Annotated in this window: 13 protein-coding genes; all 13 read right to left on the reverse strand. The window is 55.0% G+C overall.

Features of this window, described 5'->3' with window-relative positions:
- Nucleotides 1–145: 145 nt before the first annotated feature.
- The 13 genes from SK3146_RS09000 to SK3146_RS09060 all read right to left on the reverse strand — a co-directional run bounded on the left by SK3146_RS09000 (nucleotide 146) and on the right by SK3146_RS09060 (nucleotide 16825).
- Nucleotides 146–1159: a glycoside hydrolase family 130 protein gene (locus tag SK3146_RS09000; RefSeq protein WP_249864756.1), complete on the reverse strand. Its 1014-nt coding sequence runs from the start codon at nucleotides 1157–1159 to the stop codon at nucleotides 146–148.
- Nucleotides 1160–1213: 54 nt separating this feature from the next.
- On the reverse strand, nucleotides 1214–2230 hold the full coding sequence (locus SK3146_RS09005; protein WP_249864757.1) for a sugar kinase: 1017 nt from the start codon (nucleotides 2228–2230) through the stop codon (nucleotides 1214–1216).
- Nucleotides 2223–2978, reverse strand: a complete 756-nt coding sequence (dagF, locus tag SK3146_RS09010) for a 2-dehydro-3-deoxy-phosphogluconate aldolase (RefSeq protein ID WP_249864758.1) — start codon at nucleotides 2976–2978, stop codon at nucleotides 2223–2225. The genes SK3146_RS09005 and dagF overlap by 8 nt, the downstream gene beginning before the upstream one ends.
- Nucleotides 2971–4083 (reverse strand): DgaE family pyridoxal phosphate-dependent ammonia lyase, encoded by a 1113-nt coding sequence (locus SK3146_RS09015; RefSeq protein WP_249864759.1) that lies wholly within the window; start codon nucleotides 4081–4083, stop codon nucleotides 2971–2973. Before SK3146_RS09015 ends, dagF begins: the two co-directional genes overlap by 8 nt.
- Nucleotides 4061–5176 carry an amidohydrolase/deacetylase family metallohydrolase gene (locus SK3146_RS09020; RefSeq protein ID WP_249864760.1) on the reverse strand — a complete coding sequence of 372 codons (1116 nt, stop codon included), beginning with the start codon at nucleotides 5174–5176 and terminating at the stop codon, nucleotides 4061–4063. The genes SK3146_RS09015 and SK3146_RS09020 overlap by 23 nt, the downstream gene beginning before the upstream one ends.
- A gap of 87 nt (nucleotides 5177–5263) precedes the next feature.
- Entirely contained in the window at nucleotides 5264–7588 is a 2325-nt protein-coding gene (locus tag SK3146_RS09025; RefSeq protein ID WP_249864761.1) for a glycoside hydrolase family 3 N-terminal domain-containing protein, read from the reverse strand.
- An 8-nt stretch (nucleotides 7589–7596) separates the two neighbouring features.
- On the reverse strand, nucleotides 7597–9183 hold the full coding sequence (locus SK3146_RS09030; RefSeq protein WP_249864762.1) for a response regulator transcription factor: 1587 nt from the start codon (nucleotides 9181–9183) through the stop codon (nucleotides 7597–7599).
- Nucleotides 9184–9194: 11 nt separating this feature from the next.
- Entirely contained in the window at nucleotides 9195–10982 is a 1788-nt protein-coding gene (locus tag SK3146_RS09035; protein WP_249864763.1) for a cache domain-containing sensor histidine kinase, read from the reverse strand.
- 44 nt (nucleotides 10983–11026) lie between these two features.
- A complete protein-coding gene (locus SK3146_RS09040) occupies nucleotides 11027–11857 on the reverse strand; it encodes a carbohydrate ABC transporter permease (RefSeq protein ID WP_249864764.1) in 831 nt (276 codons plus the stop codon).
- 22 nt (nucleotides 11858–11879) lie between these two features.
- Complete coding sequence (locus SK3146_RS09045) at nucleotides 11880–12752, reverse strand: carbohydrate ABC transporter permease (RefSeq protein ID WP_249864765.1); 873 nt, start codon at nucleotides 12750–12752, stop codon at nucleotides 11880–11882.
- 94 nt (nucleotides 12753–12846) lie between these two features.
- Nucleotides 12847–14112, reverse strand: a complete 1266-nt coding sequence (locus tag SK3146_RS09050) for an extracellular solute-binding protein (RefSeq protein ID WP_249864766.1) — start codon at nucleotides 14110–14112, stop codon at nucleotides 12847–12849.
- Between the two features lie 451 nt (nucleotides 14113–14563).
- The gene (locus SK3146_RS09055; protein ID WP_249864767.1) at nucleotides 14564–15304 is read right to left on the reverse strand and encodes a DUF429 domain-containing protein; all 741 of its coding nucleotides are present in this window, start codon (nucleotides 15302–15304) and stop codon (nucleotides 14564–14566) included.
- Nucleotides 15305–15463: 159 nt separating this feature from the next.
- A complete protein-coding gene (locus tag SK3146_RS09060; RefSeq protein WP_249864768.1) occupies nucleotides 15464–16825 on the reverse strand; it encodes an ABC transporter substrate-binding protein in 1362 nt (453 codons plus the stop codon).
- Between the last annotated feature and the right edge of the window lie 95 nt (nucleotides 16826–16920).

The raw sequence follows: 16920 nt of genomic DNA on the forward strand, positions 1-16920 counted from the left end.
ACCGCTATTTTTCCATTATAGTCCAACCTGTCCCGTTTTATCACCTGAACGGCCGCGCACGCTCCGCGGCGGCTCAAGGTAAAGATTGCAAACGCAATAAAGCCGCTTATCCTTAATTTCGATAAGCGGCTGTTAACCTGTTTTATTACATTTTTTGAGCCAATAGATGATTCAGCATGTCTTCGAGCGGAACGGTAGCCAAAGCGATGGCCGTATCCGTTACGCCGTAGTAAATGTGCAAAATCCCTTCATCCAACACGCAGCCTGTCGGGAAAATCACATTCGGAATCTGGTAGCCGAACTTCTCGTAATACGTTTCCGGCTCCATAATGAAATCGGACGTTCTGGCCAGCACTTGATTCGGGTTGTCCAGATCGAGCAGCATCGCGCCTACGCGGTAAACCGTGTTCTGGTCTACGCCGTGATACAGCAGCAGCCATCCGTGCTCGGTGCGGATCGGCGGCGTGGAGCTGCCGATTTTTTTGCCTTCCCAAGCGTTCTCCGCTTTGGCCAGCAGCACAGGCTCTTCCCAATTCGTCAAATCGTCGGAATAGGTGATCCAGATCGCCGCCTGGTCGGTGCCGAACGCTTCGCCGATATATTCTTCGGGTCTGCGAAGCAGTGCGTATTTGCCGTTGATTTTCTCAGGGAAAAGTATATTGTTGCGGTCGTTGATTTCCAGCGGCGTTGTCGTCGTCACGTATTCCCAGTCGATCAGGTTGCGGGAAGACAGCAGGACCGAGCGGGTCAGCCAATGCCCTTCTTCTTCTCCCCAGCCGTCCGGATAGGTCGGAATCGAGCGCTCCGGAATCCCGGTGCCCGTCGGATAATAGTTCATCGCACAAGGCCGCAGCGCAATCGTCATGTAGAACGTATCGTCAATTTTAACCATCCGCGGGTCCTGAACGCTGCCGTACGGAAATCCCAGCATATCCGGGGTTACGACCGGCTTGTCCGTAACATGCGTAAAATGCACGCCGTCTTCGCTTTCCAGCAAGCCCAGGAAGTTTTTGCAAGGGGTCAGCGAGCCGGCGGTCCGCTCGATCATATAATATTTGCCGTTGTCTTTGACGACGGCCGGATTAAATACGGTAGCCAATCTCCATTCATATTCGCCGGGTACTACGATGGGGTTTTCAGGATGTCTTGTAATTTTCATTGATAGTGCCTCCTTGATCCAATGCAATCTTGGTCGTGTTGAAATTTAACGGTATTAACGCTCCACGTCTCTGACGGCTTGATCCATAGCGCGAACAATATCACGTTCGGAAGCCATCGGCGTATCGCCGGCTACGGTGTGCGCCAGCATCCCGGCAGCCGCCGCAAAAGCGACGGTTCTCTGCGGTTCGAGTCCTTCCAACTCTCCGTGAATGATCCCGCTTGCAAAAGCGTCTCCGGCCCCGATCCGGTCATACACCGGGAACGAAAGAAGATCGGAATAGACGAAAGCCCCTTCTTTAAAAAGATAGCCCTTCAAGCTATGGCGGTTATCGCTTTGGATGGACCGGTGCGTTCCGGCGGCCGCCTGCAGACCGTAACGTTCGGCGACGACCGGAATCAGCTCCTCCAGCTGCTCTTCCCTCGACGTGCGGCTTGTAGGCAGTCCAAGCACATGAATCGCATCCTTTTCGTTCATGAAGACGATATCCGCGAGGCGCAGCATGTCTTCATAATGCGGCTTGGCTTTGGCGTAACCTTCGTCTCCCCACAAGCCCGGCCGGTAGTTGCAGTCGAATATCACCTTGCCGCCGCGCTCTTTTACCGCCCGGGCAAAAGCTTTCATCGCCTCCCTGACGGTATCGTTCATCGCCAGCGTAATGCCGCAGAAATGAGCGGCGTCCACTTCGCCCGCGATGCCCTCAAAGTCGTAGGTTCCGGCCGGAGCCGTATTGAAGCTGCTTTCCTGGCGATTGGAGTAAGTGACACGGCCAGGCCTGAGTCCAAAGCCGTTCTCAAAGAAATACATGCCGATATACGCCCCGCCTCTAAGCACGCGGTTCGTATTCACTCCGAGCTTCCGCAAATAAGCTTCGGCCGCATCCCCCAGCGGGTTATCCGGCAGTCTGGACACCAGACGCCCGTCGTGGCCGTATCGGGACAAGGCCGAAGCGACATTGACGCCGGTTCCCGAAAAGGAATAGCTGAGCATACTGCTCTGTGCTAGAAGATCATGCCCCGGCACCGTAAGGCGCATCATGACCTCTCCAAATGCCGCTATACGCTTAGGCATAATGATCCGCCAGCTTCGTCATCATTTCGTGCAGCTTCTGCACATCGCGGATGATCGTCAGACCGGTAGAAGCGTCGATGATGGAAGAATAAACGTGCGGAATGACCTGAGGCACGCCGGCTTCCAGCGCAATCCGCAAAATCGCTTCAAAGTTGTCCAAATCGATGCCGCCCGTAGGTTCCAACGCGAAACCGGCCTCTGCGCAAGCTTTTGCAACGGCACGCAGCTCGTCTTCCCGCTGCAGTCCCTGCATCGGGAAATATTTCAGAGCGTTGCCGCCCATATCCCTGACCAACGCGATAGCCGCCTCGACAGGCACCACGGCCAGCTCCTGCTGCGCCGCGCTGACCGGACCCGTAGAAATATTGACGAAGCCCGGACGGCCTGTCGGCGAGACAAGGCTGTTGATCCAGCTGTCTTTCCCGCCCAGGTTGGCGCGGGTCGCTCCTACCGCCGGAAATACCTGATTGATATGGCTGCCCGGATAATGCTTGGCGATTTCCGCAACGACAGCGGCTTGCCGGTTATCGCCGGCGCCCAGACCGATGGAAACCGCATCGTCAATTTCCCGGCCGTATGCTTTCATCGCTTCTACAGCTTCCGGTACCGTAGCGTAATCTTTGGATAAGACGCCGACCAGCACATGTCCTTCCGCAGCCTCAAACACCTCCTTGGCGTTGGAAATGTTTTTGGCCAGAACGTTTAAAGCCACCCGATGATTGTAAAATCTTTTTGCGATCTCAGACATGGTTAGAACCTCCTACTATTTCCCGGATTCTGGATTCGATGATCATGATGTCGTCGCCCGCCAGCGGACGGGGATCGATGTCAAAGTATCCTTGTCTTACTCCGTAATCCCGCGTATAAATGGCGATATCGCCGTTTTGCAGCTCATCGTTCAACCGTTTGGCGCTGATCCCCGTCACCGCTTCGTCCACCTTGACGCGGCCTCTATAGATCGCCCGGCCCGCTTCGTCCTGGACGATGGTCACGTCCAGACCCGGAATCCGGCTGAGCGGCATCAAAGCTTGCAAGGAAGCTTTCTCCTGCTCGCTGTTATCCTGCTTCACGGCATATTCATCCAGCGCCTGAAGCAGACCGAACGTCGTTTCTTTGCCGACCTTCATGCTGCGGCCGATGCCGTGCAGCTGCACTTTCAGCCATTCGATATAGGTCCGCTTCCCGGCTACGATGCCGGAGGTCGGACCTTCGATCGCTTTGGAGCCGCTGTAAATCGCCAAATCCGATACTTTTACATATTTTTGCAAATCTTCCTCGGCCGCCGCATCGACGATGAGCGGAACCCCTTTACGCTGCGCAACTTCCCATGCCTCCTCCACGGAGATCATATTTTTTTGCACGGCATGATGGGATTTCACATAGAGGATGGCCGCCGTCTTATCCGAAACGGCATCGGCTATATGCTCGGCCCGCCCTTCATTCGCATATCCGACTTCGACAATTTTGCCGCCGCCGAGGTACACCATCGTTTCGACCGGAGCGCCGTATTGCACGTTATGGCCTTTCAGCATGATGATTTCGCTTTGTTCAATCGGCTCCTGATGCAGGCGCACGCTTCTTCGGCGGTCGCCCTTCGTGACGATCGCCGCAACGGACAGCGCAATGCCGCTGGAAGCGGAATTGACGACGACCGCAGCTTCGGAACCGACATGCCGGGCGACGTAATCGCCCGCTTTATCCACCAGATCGGCAATCTCCACATAGCTCTGCCCGCCTTGTCTCATCGCTTCCATAACGGTATCCGTCGGCGCCGAAACGCCGAGAATGCTCATCCGGCCGCTTGCGTTAATAACCCGTTTCAGTCCGTATTTAGCACTTAATGAGTTTGTCACCTATGATTGCCCCTTTCGCTTCAATTCGCCGTGCCGCCGTTCTCGTTTCGCCTTCCGAATCGATCAGCTCGATCGAGCGTTCCTCCAGCCCGAACAAGGTCAGATTGGCCCGGTCGCCGACCCGGATTCGCCCGAGCTCCGGCCGTTTCAGCCACTCGGCAGCCCGCACCGTCACCCAATCGACGGTTTGCTCAAGCGTATAACCGAGGCAGAGAAATTTGCTGAGCAGGTTGGACATACTGTACACGGGGCCGTTCAGCCGGTTCCCGCGATAAATGTCCGTGCTGATCGTGTTCGGGTCTATGCCATGCCGCTTGGCGGCTTCCGCCACCCGGAACGAAAAGCTCGCCGTCCCGTGCCCAACGTCCAGATGAACGCCGCGGCGCACGGCTTCCCGAAGCACATCCAGCGGTTTGCCTTCTTCGTCAAACAGATTGTTGCTCTTTCCGTTCAAGTAGTGCGTCACCACATCCCCGCCGCACAGCAGCGGCATCACTTCGCGGATATCCGGCGGCGCCGAGCCGATATGAACCATCAGCGGCAGCCCTGTCCGCTCGGACAGCTCGCGGGCAATCCGCAGCGGTTGAATGCCGCTTTCCCCGACAACGCTTCGGCTGATTCTCGCCTTCAAGCCGACGATAAGCTCGGGATGCTCCGATACGGCCTGCAGCAGCTTGTCCCGATCGATCCATTCCAGCCGGCTTAACTCGTCGATTCGTTTCAATCCGATTCGCGAAATATTCAAAAAGGCCAACAGCCGGGTATCCGCTTTCCGCCCTCCGGCAGCCAGATCGCCGATCCGGTCCGCACCGCAGCTTCCGGCATCGACAATCGTGGTGACTCCCTGCTTGACCCCGATTTCATCGATTTCGTCGCCATACGGATCAAACTCCGGAAAGGCGTGCACATGCAGATCAATCCAGCCGCTGGATACATATGTACCGGGCCGCTCCCAAATTTCCGTTCCCGAGTCCGCACGGCAAAGTGCCGTCCCTCCGGGAACAATATCCGTAATGATTCCGGCGTTAATCGCCACATCCACTTCTTCTCCGCCCACCAGGCGGACACGCCGCAGCAATATGTTTCGATCCATCGGCTTACCTCCTGCCTCTTCTTGCTTACTTCTATAATAATTCAGGACAGTGCGAGAAAATATCCAATGAAATTGCGATTCTATCCGTTAAATTGTAAATGATCGAACGACGCTCAATTCGGCAGAAAGCGTGCCGGTCACGCTGCCTCCCACCTTGACCTCGACCCGGCAAGGCTCTGCGGCAAATTCCATGCTCCGGTTCCAGACAGCCAGTTCATCATGCCCCAGCTCCAAAAGAACGATTTGTTCTTCGCCTGGAAGCAGGCTGACTTTGCGGAAGCCTTTTAATTCGGCAACCCGGCGGGTAACTCCCGATTCAAGGGCGCGAATATACAGCTGTACGGTTTCCGCCCCGCGGACGGCGCCGGTGTTTTTCACCTTGACGCTGACCTGAACCGTGCTTCCTGCCGCAAGCTCCGCCGCAGAAACGGATGTTTGCGAAAGCGTCAATTCGCTGTACGCAAAACGGGTATAGCTCAAACCGTAACCGAACGGATACAGCGGAGCCGAAGGCATATCGATATAATTGCGGAGACGATGCGCCGCCTTCTGGTTGTAATATACCGGCAGCTGCGCCGCGGAGCGAGGCAGCGAAACCGGCAGCCGGCCGCTCGGATTCACCTGGCCGAACAAAATCTCCCCAACGGCAAGGCCGCCTTCCATGCCCGGATACCAGGCGCACAGCAGCGCGTCCGCCAGCGGCTCCAACTCCGTCAGCTCCAGCGGGCGGCCCTGTATCATCACCGCGACGACCGGCGTACCGGTAGCGGCCACCGCCTCCGCGAGCCGCAGCTGCAAGCCGCCCGGCCGCAGGTCGGCCAGGTCCACGCCTTCGCCGCAGTCCATGTCGGATGGACTGCCTTCGGAGATGACGGCTTCTCCGTTGCCGTCAAAATCGCCGCCGAACTGGCGGGCGCTGCTGCCGCCCAGCACCAGCACGACAGCGTCCGCTCCGGCGGCGAGCTCGACGGCCGCAGCGAAGCCGGCGTCCGACGTATCGCGGATGCCGCAGCCGAGCGCGTGCACGACCTGAACCCCGGACGGCGCCGCTTGGCGGATGCCTTCCAGAACGGTGGTTCCCCGCCCCTTGCGCTGCACGCTGGTGTAATCGCCAAGCTGATTGTACAGCCGGTCGGCATTAGGGCCAATCACGGCGATTCGCCGCTGCTTGTCCGCCCTCAGCGGCAGCATCTCGTCTTCGTTCTTCAGCAGAACGACCGATTCCCGCGCGACCTGTACATTCAGCCGCCTCATGCGGTCGCTGCCGACAATATCCAGCGGCCGCCGCTCATCGGCATACGGCCGGTCGAACAAGCCGAGCCTGAACTTGAGCGTCAGCACCCGAACGACGGCGCGATCAATGTCCGCCTCGGACACCAGCCCTCGGGCAGCCGCCTCCTCCAGCGTCGTAAAAGCTTTGTCCCACAGGCTTAAGTCCACGCCGGAGGTCAAGGCAAGCGCCCCTGCGCCTTCATGGCTTCCGGTCAAAGCCAGCAGACGGTCAACCGCCTGGCCGTCGGCCATGACGATACCTTCAAACCCCCACTCCTCCCGCAGCATGCCGGTCAGCAGCTTGTCGTTGGCATGACAGGGCACGCCGTCGATTTCGTTGTAGGCGGCCATAAAGCCGGCCGCGCCCGCCGCGGCGCCCGCTCGCGCCGCCGGAAGGTGGATTTCGCGCAGCTCGCGTTCGCCGATTTCCGCGGGCCCGGCGTTTCTCCCTCCCTGGCCTGCTCCCTGCGCGCAGAGATGCTTCAGCACCACGGCGATGCGATCGGGACCGTTCAGCTTCTCGGCATCCGTCCCCTGCATCCCTCGTACCGCGGCCGTCGTGAACGCGGCGGCCAAATAAGGGTCCTCGCTGTAGCATTCCTCGGAGCGCCCCCAGCGGGGGTCGTGAAGAATATCGAGCGCGGACACCAGTCCGATATGCGCGCCGCGGCTGCGGATTTCGGCCGCCACGCGGCCGTAAGCCTCCTCAAGCAGCTCCGGATTCCAGGTCGATCCCGCCCCCAGGTTGACCGGCAGCATCGTGCCGTCCAGCGCCTGATGCCCGTGCGGGCATTCTTCCGTCAGCAGCACGGGAATGCCGAGCCGCGAATGCTCGATCACATAACGCTGAATTTGGTTGGCTGCGGCTGCGCTCTTCTCCGCGGTAATGCCGTTCGAATAATCGACCCCGGACCAAGGGTCGCTGCGAAACAAGCCGTATAAGGCGCCCATTCCGCCGTACGCGGCCACTTCTTCTTTAAATGCATCCGTAATTCGGAACTCGCCGTTTTCCATCTTATAAGCGTCCCAGCCGTACATGCGCTGATTCAGCTGTCCGACCTTTTCCTTCAATGTCATGCGGGACAATAGATCCTGCACCCGTTCCTGCAGCGGCGAGCCGGCCTGTTTGTACTTCTCCACCGTCCGTTTCACCTCTTCTCGGTTTTGCTTGCGCGAAGTCCTCTATATTCCTTAGGCGTCAAGCCGGTAAACGATTTAAACACCGAAACGAAATATTTGTATTCCTTGTAGCCGACCTGATCGGCGATTTCAAACACTTTGTCGTGCGTCGTCGCCAGCAGAGATTTCGCCTGTTCGATGCGCAGCTCGTTCATATATTCCGTGAATCCTTTACCGGTGCTCTGTTTAAAAATATAACTGAAATAGCTCGGCGTAATCTTGAGCCATGCCGCAACCTCCGATGCTTTGAGGTCGCTTCGATACTGGTCGTTAATATAGCTTTTGGCTTTTTCGATAATCCAGTAAGAACGGTCGATACCGTTTTTCTCGATCAGCGCGAGCAGCTCCGCCATATCCCGATTCGCCGCTTCCTCCAGCGCATGGTACGAATTGTAGAGATGCAAATCCAGCGAAGGACGGCCGCCGTCGAGTCCGGTCATGCCGCTTTTTCTGAGACGCTGGCGAAGCAGCGCGAACAACTCCTCGCAGACGGCGACAACTTCATGCAGCAGATAAGCTTCCTTTTTAAACAATTGAAACATATCGGCCACTTCCGCTTTTACTTCCTGCTCGCCCTGCTTGAACAGCGCGGCGACCAGATGCTGCACCCGCGCCGATACATCCAGCGCCTCCGGCCGGCGGCCCTCCTGCCACTTGGCTTCATAGGCGGCATTCAACACGGGTTCATGCTCCAGCACGTAGTACTTGAGCCTGGATGCCGCCTCCGCGCAACGCTGAGCGGTTTCCTCCAAATGTTCGTACGGCTCCGACACGCCGCAGTAAAACGGCGGTTGCTCCGATGACGGCATGGTATTTTGCCGCAGCAGCAAGTCCCATTCCCTCTCGTCCATAACCCGGTCCGACGCAGCCAGCGTGATCAGCAAATTTTCATGATCGAAGATGGAAAAGGGCCGCAGCCCGGGGTTCTCCAGCCGGCGTTGGAGCGTGTGAATCCATTGCTCCTGGATACGCTCGTACTGATCGGGCCGCACATCCTCATAAAGCTCCTGGAAGCATGCCAACTGGCTGGCCAGAATCCGGAACTGGACGCCGTGCAGAGGCGGAGGCGACATTTTCCCGTAGGCGATGCCGCTTCGGGCCATATTCGCCAGCCATAGCTTCACGTCCTGGTCCCCGCTTGCATTCCCCCTGCTTCTGATGCCTTCTACCAATTTCTGCACGACTTTGGTCAGTTCATCTACTTCCACAGGCTTCAGCAAATAATCGTTGACCCCGAGCCGCATCGCTTGACGGGCGTAGCCGAAATCCTCGTATCCGCTAATAATGATCATCTGCGTATCCGGGTAGCGCTGCCTGAGCTGCTCGGCAAGCTCCAAGCCGTCCATACCGTCCATCCGGATGTCCGACAGCAAAAAATCGGCCTGCTCCCGCTCCATCAAACGGAGCGCCTCTTCACCGTCATAAGCTTCGCCGATGACCTCGACGCCGAGCTCCTCCCAATCGATCGTGCAGCGCAGACCCATGCAAATGATCGGCTCGTCGTCCACGATCAGCATTTTGATCCGCCGCTGCTCACCGGCTTCCTGTATGCCCATGAGATGCCCCCCTAGCTTTCGGCCCCCGGCCCGGGAAGTCTTAAGCGGATTCCCGTACCTTCATCCGAGTTATGAATGATCTCCAAACCGTACTGTTGTCCAAAAAAGATGGTGACCCGCTCATGAATGTTCAGCAGCGCGCCGATGCGGCCCGCCGAACGATCTATTTGCCTGCTTGCCAAAGCATGGCTGATTTCAAAAGCCCGATCCGGCGGCATGCCTTTGCCGTTATCGGTTACATCGATCCAAATTTCGTCTTCCGATCTGTAGCCGATCACCTCAATGATGCCGACGGGCTTCTTTTTATCGATGCCGTGTTTGATGAAGTTCTCGACCAGCGGCTGAATCGAAGCTTTGAGTGCAGGTGCCTCTTCAATGCCGGGTTCCAGATAAAGCTTGTACATCAGCTTGTCGCCCAGGCGAAACTGCTGCAAAGATAAATAGACTTGCGCAAATTCGATTTCTCTGGCCAGCGTGGTCTGATAATTACGGTTGCCTGCGCTGGAACGAAAAAATTTGGACAGCATCTCGATCATGCGGCTCGATTTATCCGCTTTTTCCAGCCGCGCCGTCCAGCGGATCATATCCAATGTATTGTACAAAAAGTGGGGGTCCATCTGGTTTTGCATCAGCTTGAGCTCGGACTCCCGTTCTCTAAGCTCCAGCTTGTATTTGTGCTCGATCAGCTCTTCAATCGTCATGACCATCTCGTTAAATTTACGGTTAAGCTCGGCGATTTCATCCTGAGAGTCTATAGGAACCCGGGCGCTGAAGTCGCCGCCGGCTACCCGGCCCGTCTCTTTCTTCAGCCTCAGAATCGGCCGGATGATCGTCAGGTTAAAGCCGAATAAAGCGACTAAAGCCAATAGCAGGATCGCGGCCAGTATAATCATCATAATGGCTTGGACGCCGCGCAGCTGTTCGGAAATATTCGCTTCGGAGATCATGGCGATGATTTTCCAATCCGTATTTTCCATCTGGTTGTACAAGACCAAATACCGTTTGCCCTGTACCGTGTAGCTGAGGAAATCTTTTTTACTGGAAGACAGCTTTTTCAGCAGCGCTTCATCCGGAACGTAACCGCCCGGCATGTCGGCCTGGGAAGACAAGATCAGATTGCCTTCCGGTCCTACGATAAACACGCCCCCCGCTTCCGCCTCCAGCACGCCTTTCTCCAACTGGGAAGCGATGCTGGCTTCGTCCAGCCTGATCGTCAGTTCGCCGAGCGGCTGAGTAATCGTAATGTAGGAATTTAAAATGCGGATCATCGATAACACTCGCACCTGGCCGTTCCAGGAGCTTTCCAGGGTATGGCCTTCGCTCCAGAAGATGCCGCCTTTTCGCTTCACGGCTTCTTCCCTCCAGCGGCTTTCATCGCCATTGAACGGCTCGCCCATTTTGATCTGGTTCCCGTTATACCCGTTAATTTCGATGGAACGGATATAGCTTTTGGACATCAGCTGGAAGGTCAGAAAGTTTTCGATATTGTTCTTCAGATCCGCCTTAAGCTCATTATCGAGCGGCGGTCCGGTCCTCAGGTAGCTCCGCATATCGGGACTTAAAATCAGGTAATCGGCGATATCCTCGACCATCTTGGTCTGTTCCGACAGCTGGCTCGTCACATTGTCCAGATTGCGGCGGGTCGAGCTGATAAACTGCTCGCGCAGCACCTGATTGTATTTGAGCTGCACAACGACGCCGACCCCTATCGTCGGCAAAATGACGAACAAAAGGAAGATGACGAGCGCCTTGCGTTTTAAATTTAAGCTGCCCAGACGCCGGATATAGCTTGTCTTCATGTCATCTCTCCTTTGCTGTCAGCCTCCGCCCGGTCAGAACCGGATCAGCCTTTTACCGCTCCGGCCGTCATGCCCGTTACGAGCTGCTTTTGCAGCAGCAGATAAAAAATAATAATCGGAATCAACGCGATGGTAAGCGCAGACATTTGCAGCGTGTAGCTGGCGGTTTCGATACCGACGAAATTGGCTAGACCCAGCGGCAGCGTCTTCAAGGCGTTGGATGTAATCAAAACGAGCGCAAATAAATATTCGTTCCAATTGTATATAAAATTCAGAATGATTACGGTCGCCATGGCCGGACGGGTAATCGGCAAAATAATGGACCAGAAGATCCGGAAGATGCCGGCTCCGTCCATAACGCCCGACTCCTCCAAGTCTTTCGGGAAGCCGCGCATGAAGCCTTCGAGAATAAATACCGTCAGCGACAAGTGAAATGCTGTATATGGCAAAATGAGCGACAGATACGTATCGATCAGACTCAGCTTTTGCATAATCAGAAAGATCGGAATCAATGTGGCATGGATCGGAACCAGCATGCCCAGCAGAAATAGGCTGTAGGTGAGTCCGCGCAGCTTAAAGGAAAAGCGGGCCAGGAAATAAGCGGCCATCGATCCGAGCAGTACGGTCACGATCAGCGAAGCAAAAGTAATAAGCAAACTGTTAAAGAAATAAACGTTCATGTTGGCGATTTTCCACGCTTGCGCGTAATTGGAGAACTCGAAGCCGGTCGGCATCGAGAACGGATTGGCCGCATACTCTTGCTCCGACTTGAACGAGTTGATCACCATCCAAAAAATCGGTACTATATTCATGATAGCGAACAGAATCAAAAATGTGTATGCGAATATTTGGAATAACGGAGACTTTTTCTTCATTAACGTATTCCTCCTTTCCCTCTTAATCTTTCTCGCGGGTAATCCGGTTGACGACGGAAATGACGATCAGGCTGAACAGCAAAATCATAATGGAAGCCGCGCTGCCGTATCCGTAGCGCATATTCACGAAGGCGCTGTTGTACATATAAATCGTCATGACTTCCGTCTGATGAGCCGGTCCGCCGCCCGTCAGTACCTGTATGAGATCGAATACGCGGAACGAGTTGCTTATGCTGTATACGATCGTGACCATCAAGGTGCTGCGCAGCATCGGAATCGTAATAAACCGGGTTTTCTTAAACCCTGTGGCTCCATCCAGCTCGGCGGCTTCGTTGACTTCGTCCGGAATATTTTGCAGTGCGGCCAGAAACATGACCATATACAAACCGCAGTTTTGCCAAATATAGGCCACGCTGATCGACAGCATCGACCATTTGCCATCGCCAAGCCAGTTCTGCTGCCAGCTTTCCAGGCCGAAAAAGGCGAGCAGACTGTTCAGCAGTCCGTATTCCGTGTTATAAACCATTCCAAAAATAAGCGACACCATGACCGAGGAAATGACGACCGGCATAAACCCGATGGTCCGAAAAAAGCCGGAGCCCTTCATCCCGCGGTTGAGCAGCAGCGCCATCAACAGCCCGAGCGGAATTTGCCCGATCAGTCCGGTGATCATAATAATGACGTTGTTCTTAACCGACAGCCAGAAGGTATCGTCCTCCAGCATTTGGATGTAATTGTCCAGTCCGACAAATTTCATGGAACCGATCCCGTTCCAGTTCATGAGCGAGTAGTAAAGCGAGATGCCTATCGGAAGGATAGCGATGCCGAGATAAATCACCAGCGCCGGGAACAAGCCGATAAAGATGGCGAATCTGCTTCGTTTTAAAGTTTGCATCAGCAGTTCTCCTTTCGGTCAGCTTTGGCTTTGAACAAAGAAAACCCGGTATCCGGGTTTTCTTCGTATCGGATTAAGCCTGTTAAACTGAGCGTTAATTCGTAATGTTGTCCATTGCTTTCTGGGCATCGGCTGCTACCTGTTCAGGAGTACCGCGTCCTACAGTCAGCGCCTGCAGGCCGTTCTGGATAACGTCCACCACTTGGGTCGGAATGACGCTGTCGAATACAGGGGCCGTGCCGTTGCCGGACAGTTCAATCATTTGTTTCAAGTAAGGGCTCGCATCCTGGGGAACATCCACTTTCGCCGGAACGACGACGCCGTTGCTGATCAATGCTTTATACAAATCTTCGCTTACAAAATATTTAAGGAATTCTTCGGCTGCGGCTTTCTTCTTCTCATCCAAGCCGTTCTTGATGGCGATGCCGTACTGTACGACGCCCGCGCTTTTCTTCGGATCGCCTTTACCGCCGTCCACGCTAGGGAACAGGGCGATGCCGAATTTGCCGCCGTCTTGGTTGTTCACGCGAACGCGAGCGTCAACGGTGGAAGAGGAAATGTGCATAGCGGCTTTGCCTTGAATCAGGTAATCTTGTCCTTGCACGGAGTCCATATTATTGGCATCGACGTTAAACGCTTTAAGCTTGGTCAGTTCGTCGATAACGCTAATCGCTTTCACGAATTCCGGGTCGGTAAACTTGGCTTCCTTGTTCAAGACTTTCTGCAGGAAGTCGCTGCCTGTAAAGCGGTCCCCGATGATCGACAAGTAGGAGGACTGAAGCGGCCATTTCTCTTTGTTGCCCAGCGAGATCGGCGTAATGCCTGCGTCTTTCAGCTTTTTGACCAGATCGATAAAGTCGCTGTAGGTTTTAGGAAACTCATTGTATCCGACTTGGGCCAGCAGCTCTTTGTTGTAATAAACGATGTCCACAAAGGTTTGCTTGGTCGGCACGGCATACTGATTGCCTTTTACGTTGAAGCCTTCCAGCGCCGTTTCCGGTAAAATGGACTTCCAGTTGTCCATCAGACCGTTGATCGGCTCAAGCAGATTGCCCTCAACCAGCGGGTCCATTTCCGCTCCCGGCCAAACTACGTTGACGTCGGCCAAATTGTTGGCCGCAGCCAATGTGCGGATTTTGGTTTTATACTGCGCGGAAGGAACCTCGTCCGTTTTGATCACGATGTTCGGATGGCTTTTTTCAAACTCGGCGATTCTCGCCTTGTATACGTCATTGTCGATATTAGGGGTCGTCCACGGGTGCATCATGGTCAGCGTCACTTTATCGCCGCTTCCCGCGGATGCCCCGCTGTTTGCACTCTCCGTGCTTTTATTTCCGCATGCCGCGGAGGATAAGGCCATCACGCTAACGAGACTTAAAAGAGTTATTTTCTTGCTTATCTTTCTGTTCTTCATTTGCAACCCTCTTCTCTAAAGTTTTTTGTTGCTTTCTCCGGCGCCAGATCATTGCTGCTTTGTTAAGAGATCTTAAATTAATTATAGAAGGTATATCCGGCAGGCTATATCCCATAAATGTTTGATTATATCCGTAAATATTCAGATCATTTGTGATTATGGCCGTTTTTTATGAAAAATCGGTTGAAAAGAAATAGAATGAAAGGTAAACTTACAATAATATTGTAAAAATGGATGTTTTCTACAGATCCTCTTCACTCCATCAAGTTGCCCATTTTGTTGCGGCATTTATAACCGTTATGATGAAAAAATTCCCTCTTAGCAATCCGCGTCCAGACGCCGCCATTTCCATCGGCGCAGCAAAAGAAGGCCTCGCCCCTTCGAGGGGACGGGCCTCCTACTTCGCTTGATCGGCAAAGGCGATGCGCATCGGGATGCCTAACGAATCAAACTGCGCTTCCTCCGGGACCGTCTGCAGCTTTCCTTGGGCCACCCGGCCTGCGACGGCAAGCGCCAGCGCATCGACTATATCGTCCCGGGCGACGGACTTGCGGGGAAACCGCTCCAGCCCGCAGCTTACGACAGCCTCGGCAGGAGGATACACTCCGGACAAATGGCGCAGCCGCTCTTCGAAGCCGTGCTGCGTCTTTTTGCCGTGCGCCATCGGCCCTCCGAACAAGGCGGCGAAGACCAGCTCGGGATGCGATTCCGTCAACCGGACAGCCGCCTGCGCATCCCTGCGCACAAGTGCGTCCGCCTGGCGGATTTTGGGCACGAGATTCCAGGACTGCTTGGACAATCCACGGGAGCAGAGCTTCCGGCTCCATGCCGCCGCTTCCTCGTAATCGGCCGCCTCCAGCACTTCGCGGATCGGCGCCGGAAATACGCTCGAAGCGCGGTGAGGCTTAAGCCGCAGCCTCGCTTCCCGGTCGCATCTGCGCCCGTCCTCCGCGCAAGAGCCCGAGAGGAGGCCGATCGGCATATCGATCAGCACCGTTCGCGCATCCCGGTACGCTTCCCATACCGGATCAAGATGCTCATATAACCGGATGTCCCACTGCTCGCCGGGCTGCAGGGCGACGGCAATCCATCCCGCTCTGCAGCCGTCGATCCCGACATCGAGGGACGGCTGATTCATCTCATTCTTCCTTTCAATAGAAATTTTCGCTGTTCCCGCTCTCTATAGACACTTGTATAGACTGCTCATTGATTTCGCCGTCTCTTCATCAATTCCTGCCTTCCCGCTCATGCGGCAAAAGCCCCGGAGGAGCTCCGGGGCCGCGTTTATCTTCTATTTTTACTGTTTCACCGTTTTATTATACTGCTGAATTTTCGACGTGATGTCTTTGGCCGCCGCATCGAGCGCGTCCTTCGGCGATTTCTTGTTGTTCAGCACCTCTTCGATCGCCCCTTCGACAATTTGCCTTGCTTCCGGGAAGACGCCCATGACCGCGCCTTGGGTCGCCGAATTCAATTTCGTCTGATGCAGCTGGTCGATCGCCGTTTGGAACTGCGGGAATTTCTTCAAATTGTCCTTGACGCTTTGCTCGTCATACGCTTTTTTCGTAATCGGGAAGTAACCGGTATTAATATGCCAGTACGCCTGCTCCTTCGGAGACGTCAGGAACTTGATGAATTCCCAAGTCGCCTTCTGCTCGTCGTCGGGACGGTCGTTCATGATCCAGAGGCTGGCCCCGCCTACGACGACTCCGCCTTCCTTGGCATCCGCAGGCTTCGGCAGGAAGCCGGTGCCGACCTCGAATTTGCCCGCCGCATTGTCGACAAGCCCTTTCAGCGATGCCGTCGACTCGAGAATCATCCCCACTTGACCGGCGGAGAAGGCTTTCTTCGAATCGTCGGTCTTGCGTCCCAGATTGTTGGCCGCTTTCGTATCGACCAGATTTTTCCACCAAGTTAACGTCTTGACGCCCGCATCCGAGTTGACTAGCGACTCGGTCGCCAAAGCGTTGCGGCCGTTGCCGTTATTGACGTAATCGGCGCCTTGATTGGCAAAAAACTGCTCCATAAACCAGCCGTAAATCGCAAAGTTGGCTCCCGTAGCCTTGCCCGTTTTGGTAATGGCGTCAGCCGCTTTTTGCAGCTCTTCATACGTTTGGGGCGGCTTCTCCGGATCGAGACCCGCTGCCTTGAACAAATCCTTATTGTAATAAAGGATCGGGTTCGACGTATTGAACGGCATCGAGTTCAGCTTGCCGTTCAGCGAATAATAGCCGGTAATGTTAGGCTCCAGTTGGGTCAAATCGAATTTGTCTTCATCGATAAATTTTTGCATCGGGGTAATCGTCTTTGAATCGATCATGAAACGGCTGCCGATTTCGTACATTTGCACAAGGCTCGGGCCGTCCTTCGTCCCCATACTCGCTTTCAGCTTGCTGAGCAGATCGTCGTAGGTGCCCTGGAATACGGCCTCCACTTGAATCTTATCCTGCGAAGCGTTGAAGTCGGCCACCATCTGGTCGACGACCTTCGTGTTCGAACCGCCCATCGCGTGCCAGAAGACGACCTTTTTGGGTCCTGCGGAAGCGGCTCCCCCTTTATCCTTGACCGCCGTATCCTGATCGCCGCCACCGCAAGCGGTGAGAGCCATCATTCCTGCCAACGTAAGACTGAGGAAACTTTTTTTACCGAGTAGCTTCATCGTTACGCACCCCTAATATTTTGATGAAAATATATGGAAAGGACGCCGGTCGGCGCCGTTTCACCGAATGGATGATCCGCCTTCGGCGCGGAAGA

The sequence above is a fragment of the Paenibacillus konkukensis genome (genome assembly GCF_023523925.1).
Lineage (GTDB): Bacteria > Bacillota > Bacilli > Paenibacillales > NBRC-103111 > Paenibacillus_S > Paenibacillus_S doosanensis.

What these genes read in the sequence shown, in the direction of transcription:
- SK3146_RS09000 (WP_249864756.1), bottom strand. Translation starts at nt 1,159, where the DNA reads ATGAAAATTACAAGACATCCTGAAAACCCCATCGTAGTACCCGGCGAA.
- SK3146_RS09005 (WP_249864757.1), bottom strand. Translation starts at nt 2,230, where the DNA reads ATGCCTAAGCGTATAGCGGCATTTGGAGAGGTCATGATGCGCCTTACG.
- dagF (WP_249864758.1), bottom strand. Translation starts at nt 2,978, where the DNA reads ATGTCTGAGATCGCAAAAAGATTTTACAATCATCGGGTGGCTTTAAAC.
- SK3146_RS09020 (WP_249864760.1), bottom strand. Translation starts at nt 5,176, where the DNA reads ATGGATCGAAACATATTGCTGCGGCGTGTCCGCCTGGTGGGCGGAGAA.
- SK3146_RS09030 (WP_249864762.1), bottom strand. Translation starts at nt 9,183, where the DNA reads ATGGGCATACAGGAAGCCGGTGAGCAGCGGCGGATCAAAATGCTGATC.
- SK3146_RS09035 (WP_249864763.1), bottom strand. Translation starts at nt 10,982, where the DNA reads ATGAAGACAAGCTATATCCGGCGTCTGGGCAGCTTAAATTTAAAACGC.
- SK3146_RS09040 (WP_249864764.1), bottom strand. Translation starts at nt 11,857, where the DNA reads ATGAAGAAAAAGTCTCCGTTATTCCAAATATTCGCATACACATTTTTG.
- SK3146_RS09045 (WP_249864765.1), bottom strand. Translation starts at nt 12,752, where the DNA reads ATGCAAACTTTAAAACGAAGCAGATTCGCCATCTTTATCGGCTTGTTC.
- SK3146_RS09050 (WP_249864766.1), bottom strand. Translation starts at nt 14,112, where the DNA reads ATGGCCTTATCCTCCGCGGCATGCGGAAATAAAAGCACGGAGAGTGCA.
- SK3146_RS09055 (WP_249864767.1), bottom strand. Translation starts at nt 15,304, where the DNA reads ATGAATCAGCCGTCCCTCGATGTCGGGATCGACGGCTGCAGAGCGGGA.
- SK3146_RS09060 (WP_249864768.1), bottom strand. Translation starts at nt 16,825, where the DNA reads ATGAAGCTACTCGGTAAAAAAAGTTTCCTCAGTCTTACGTTGGCAGGA.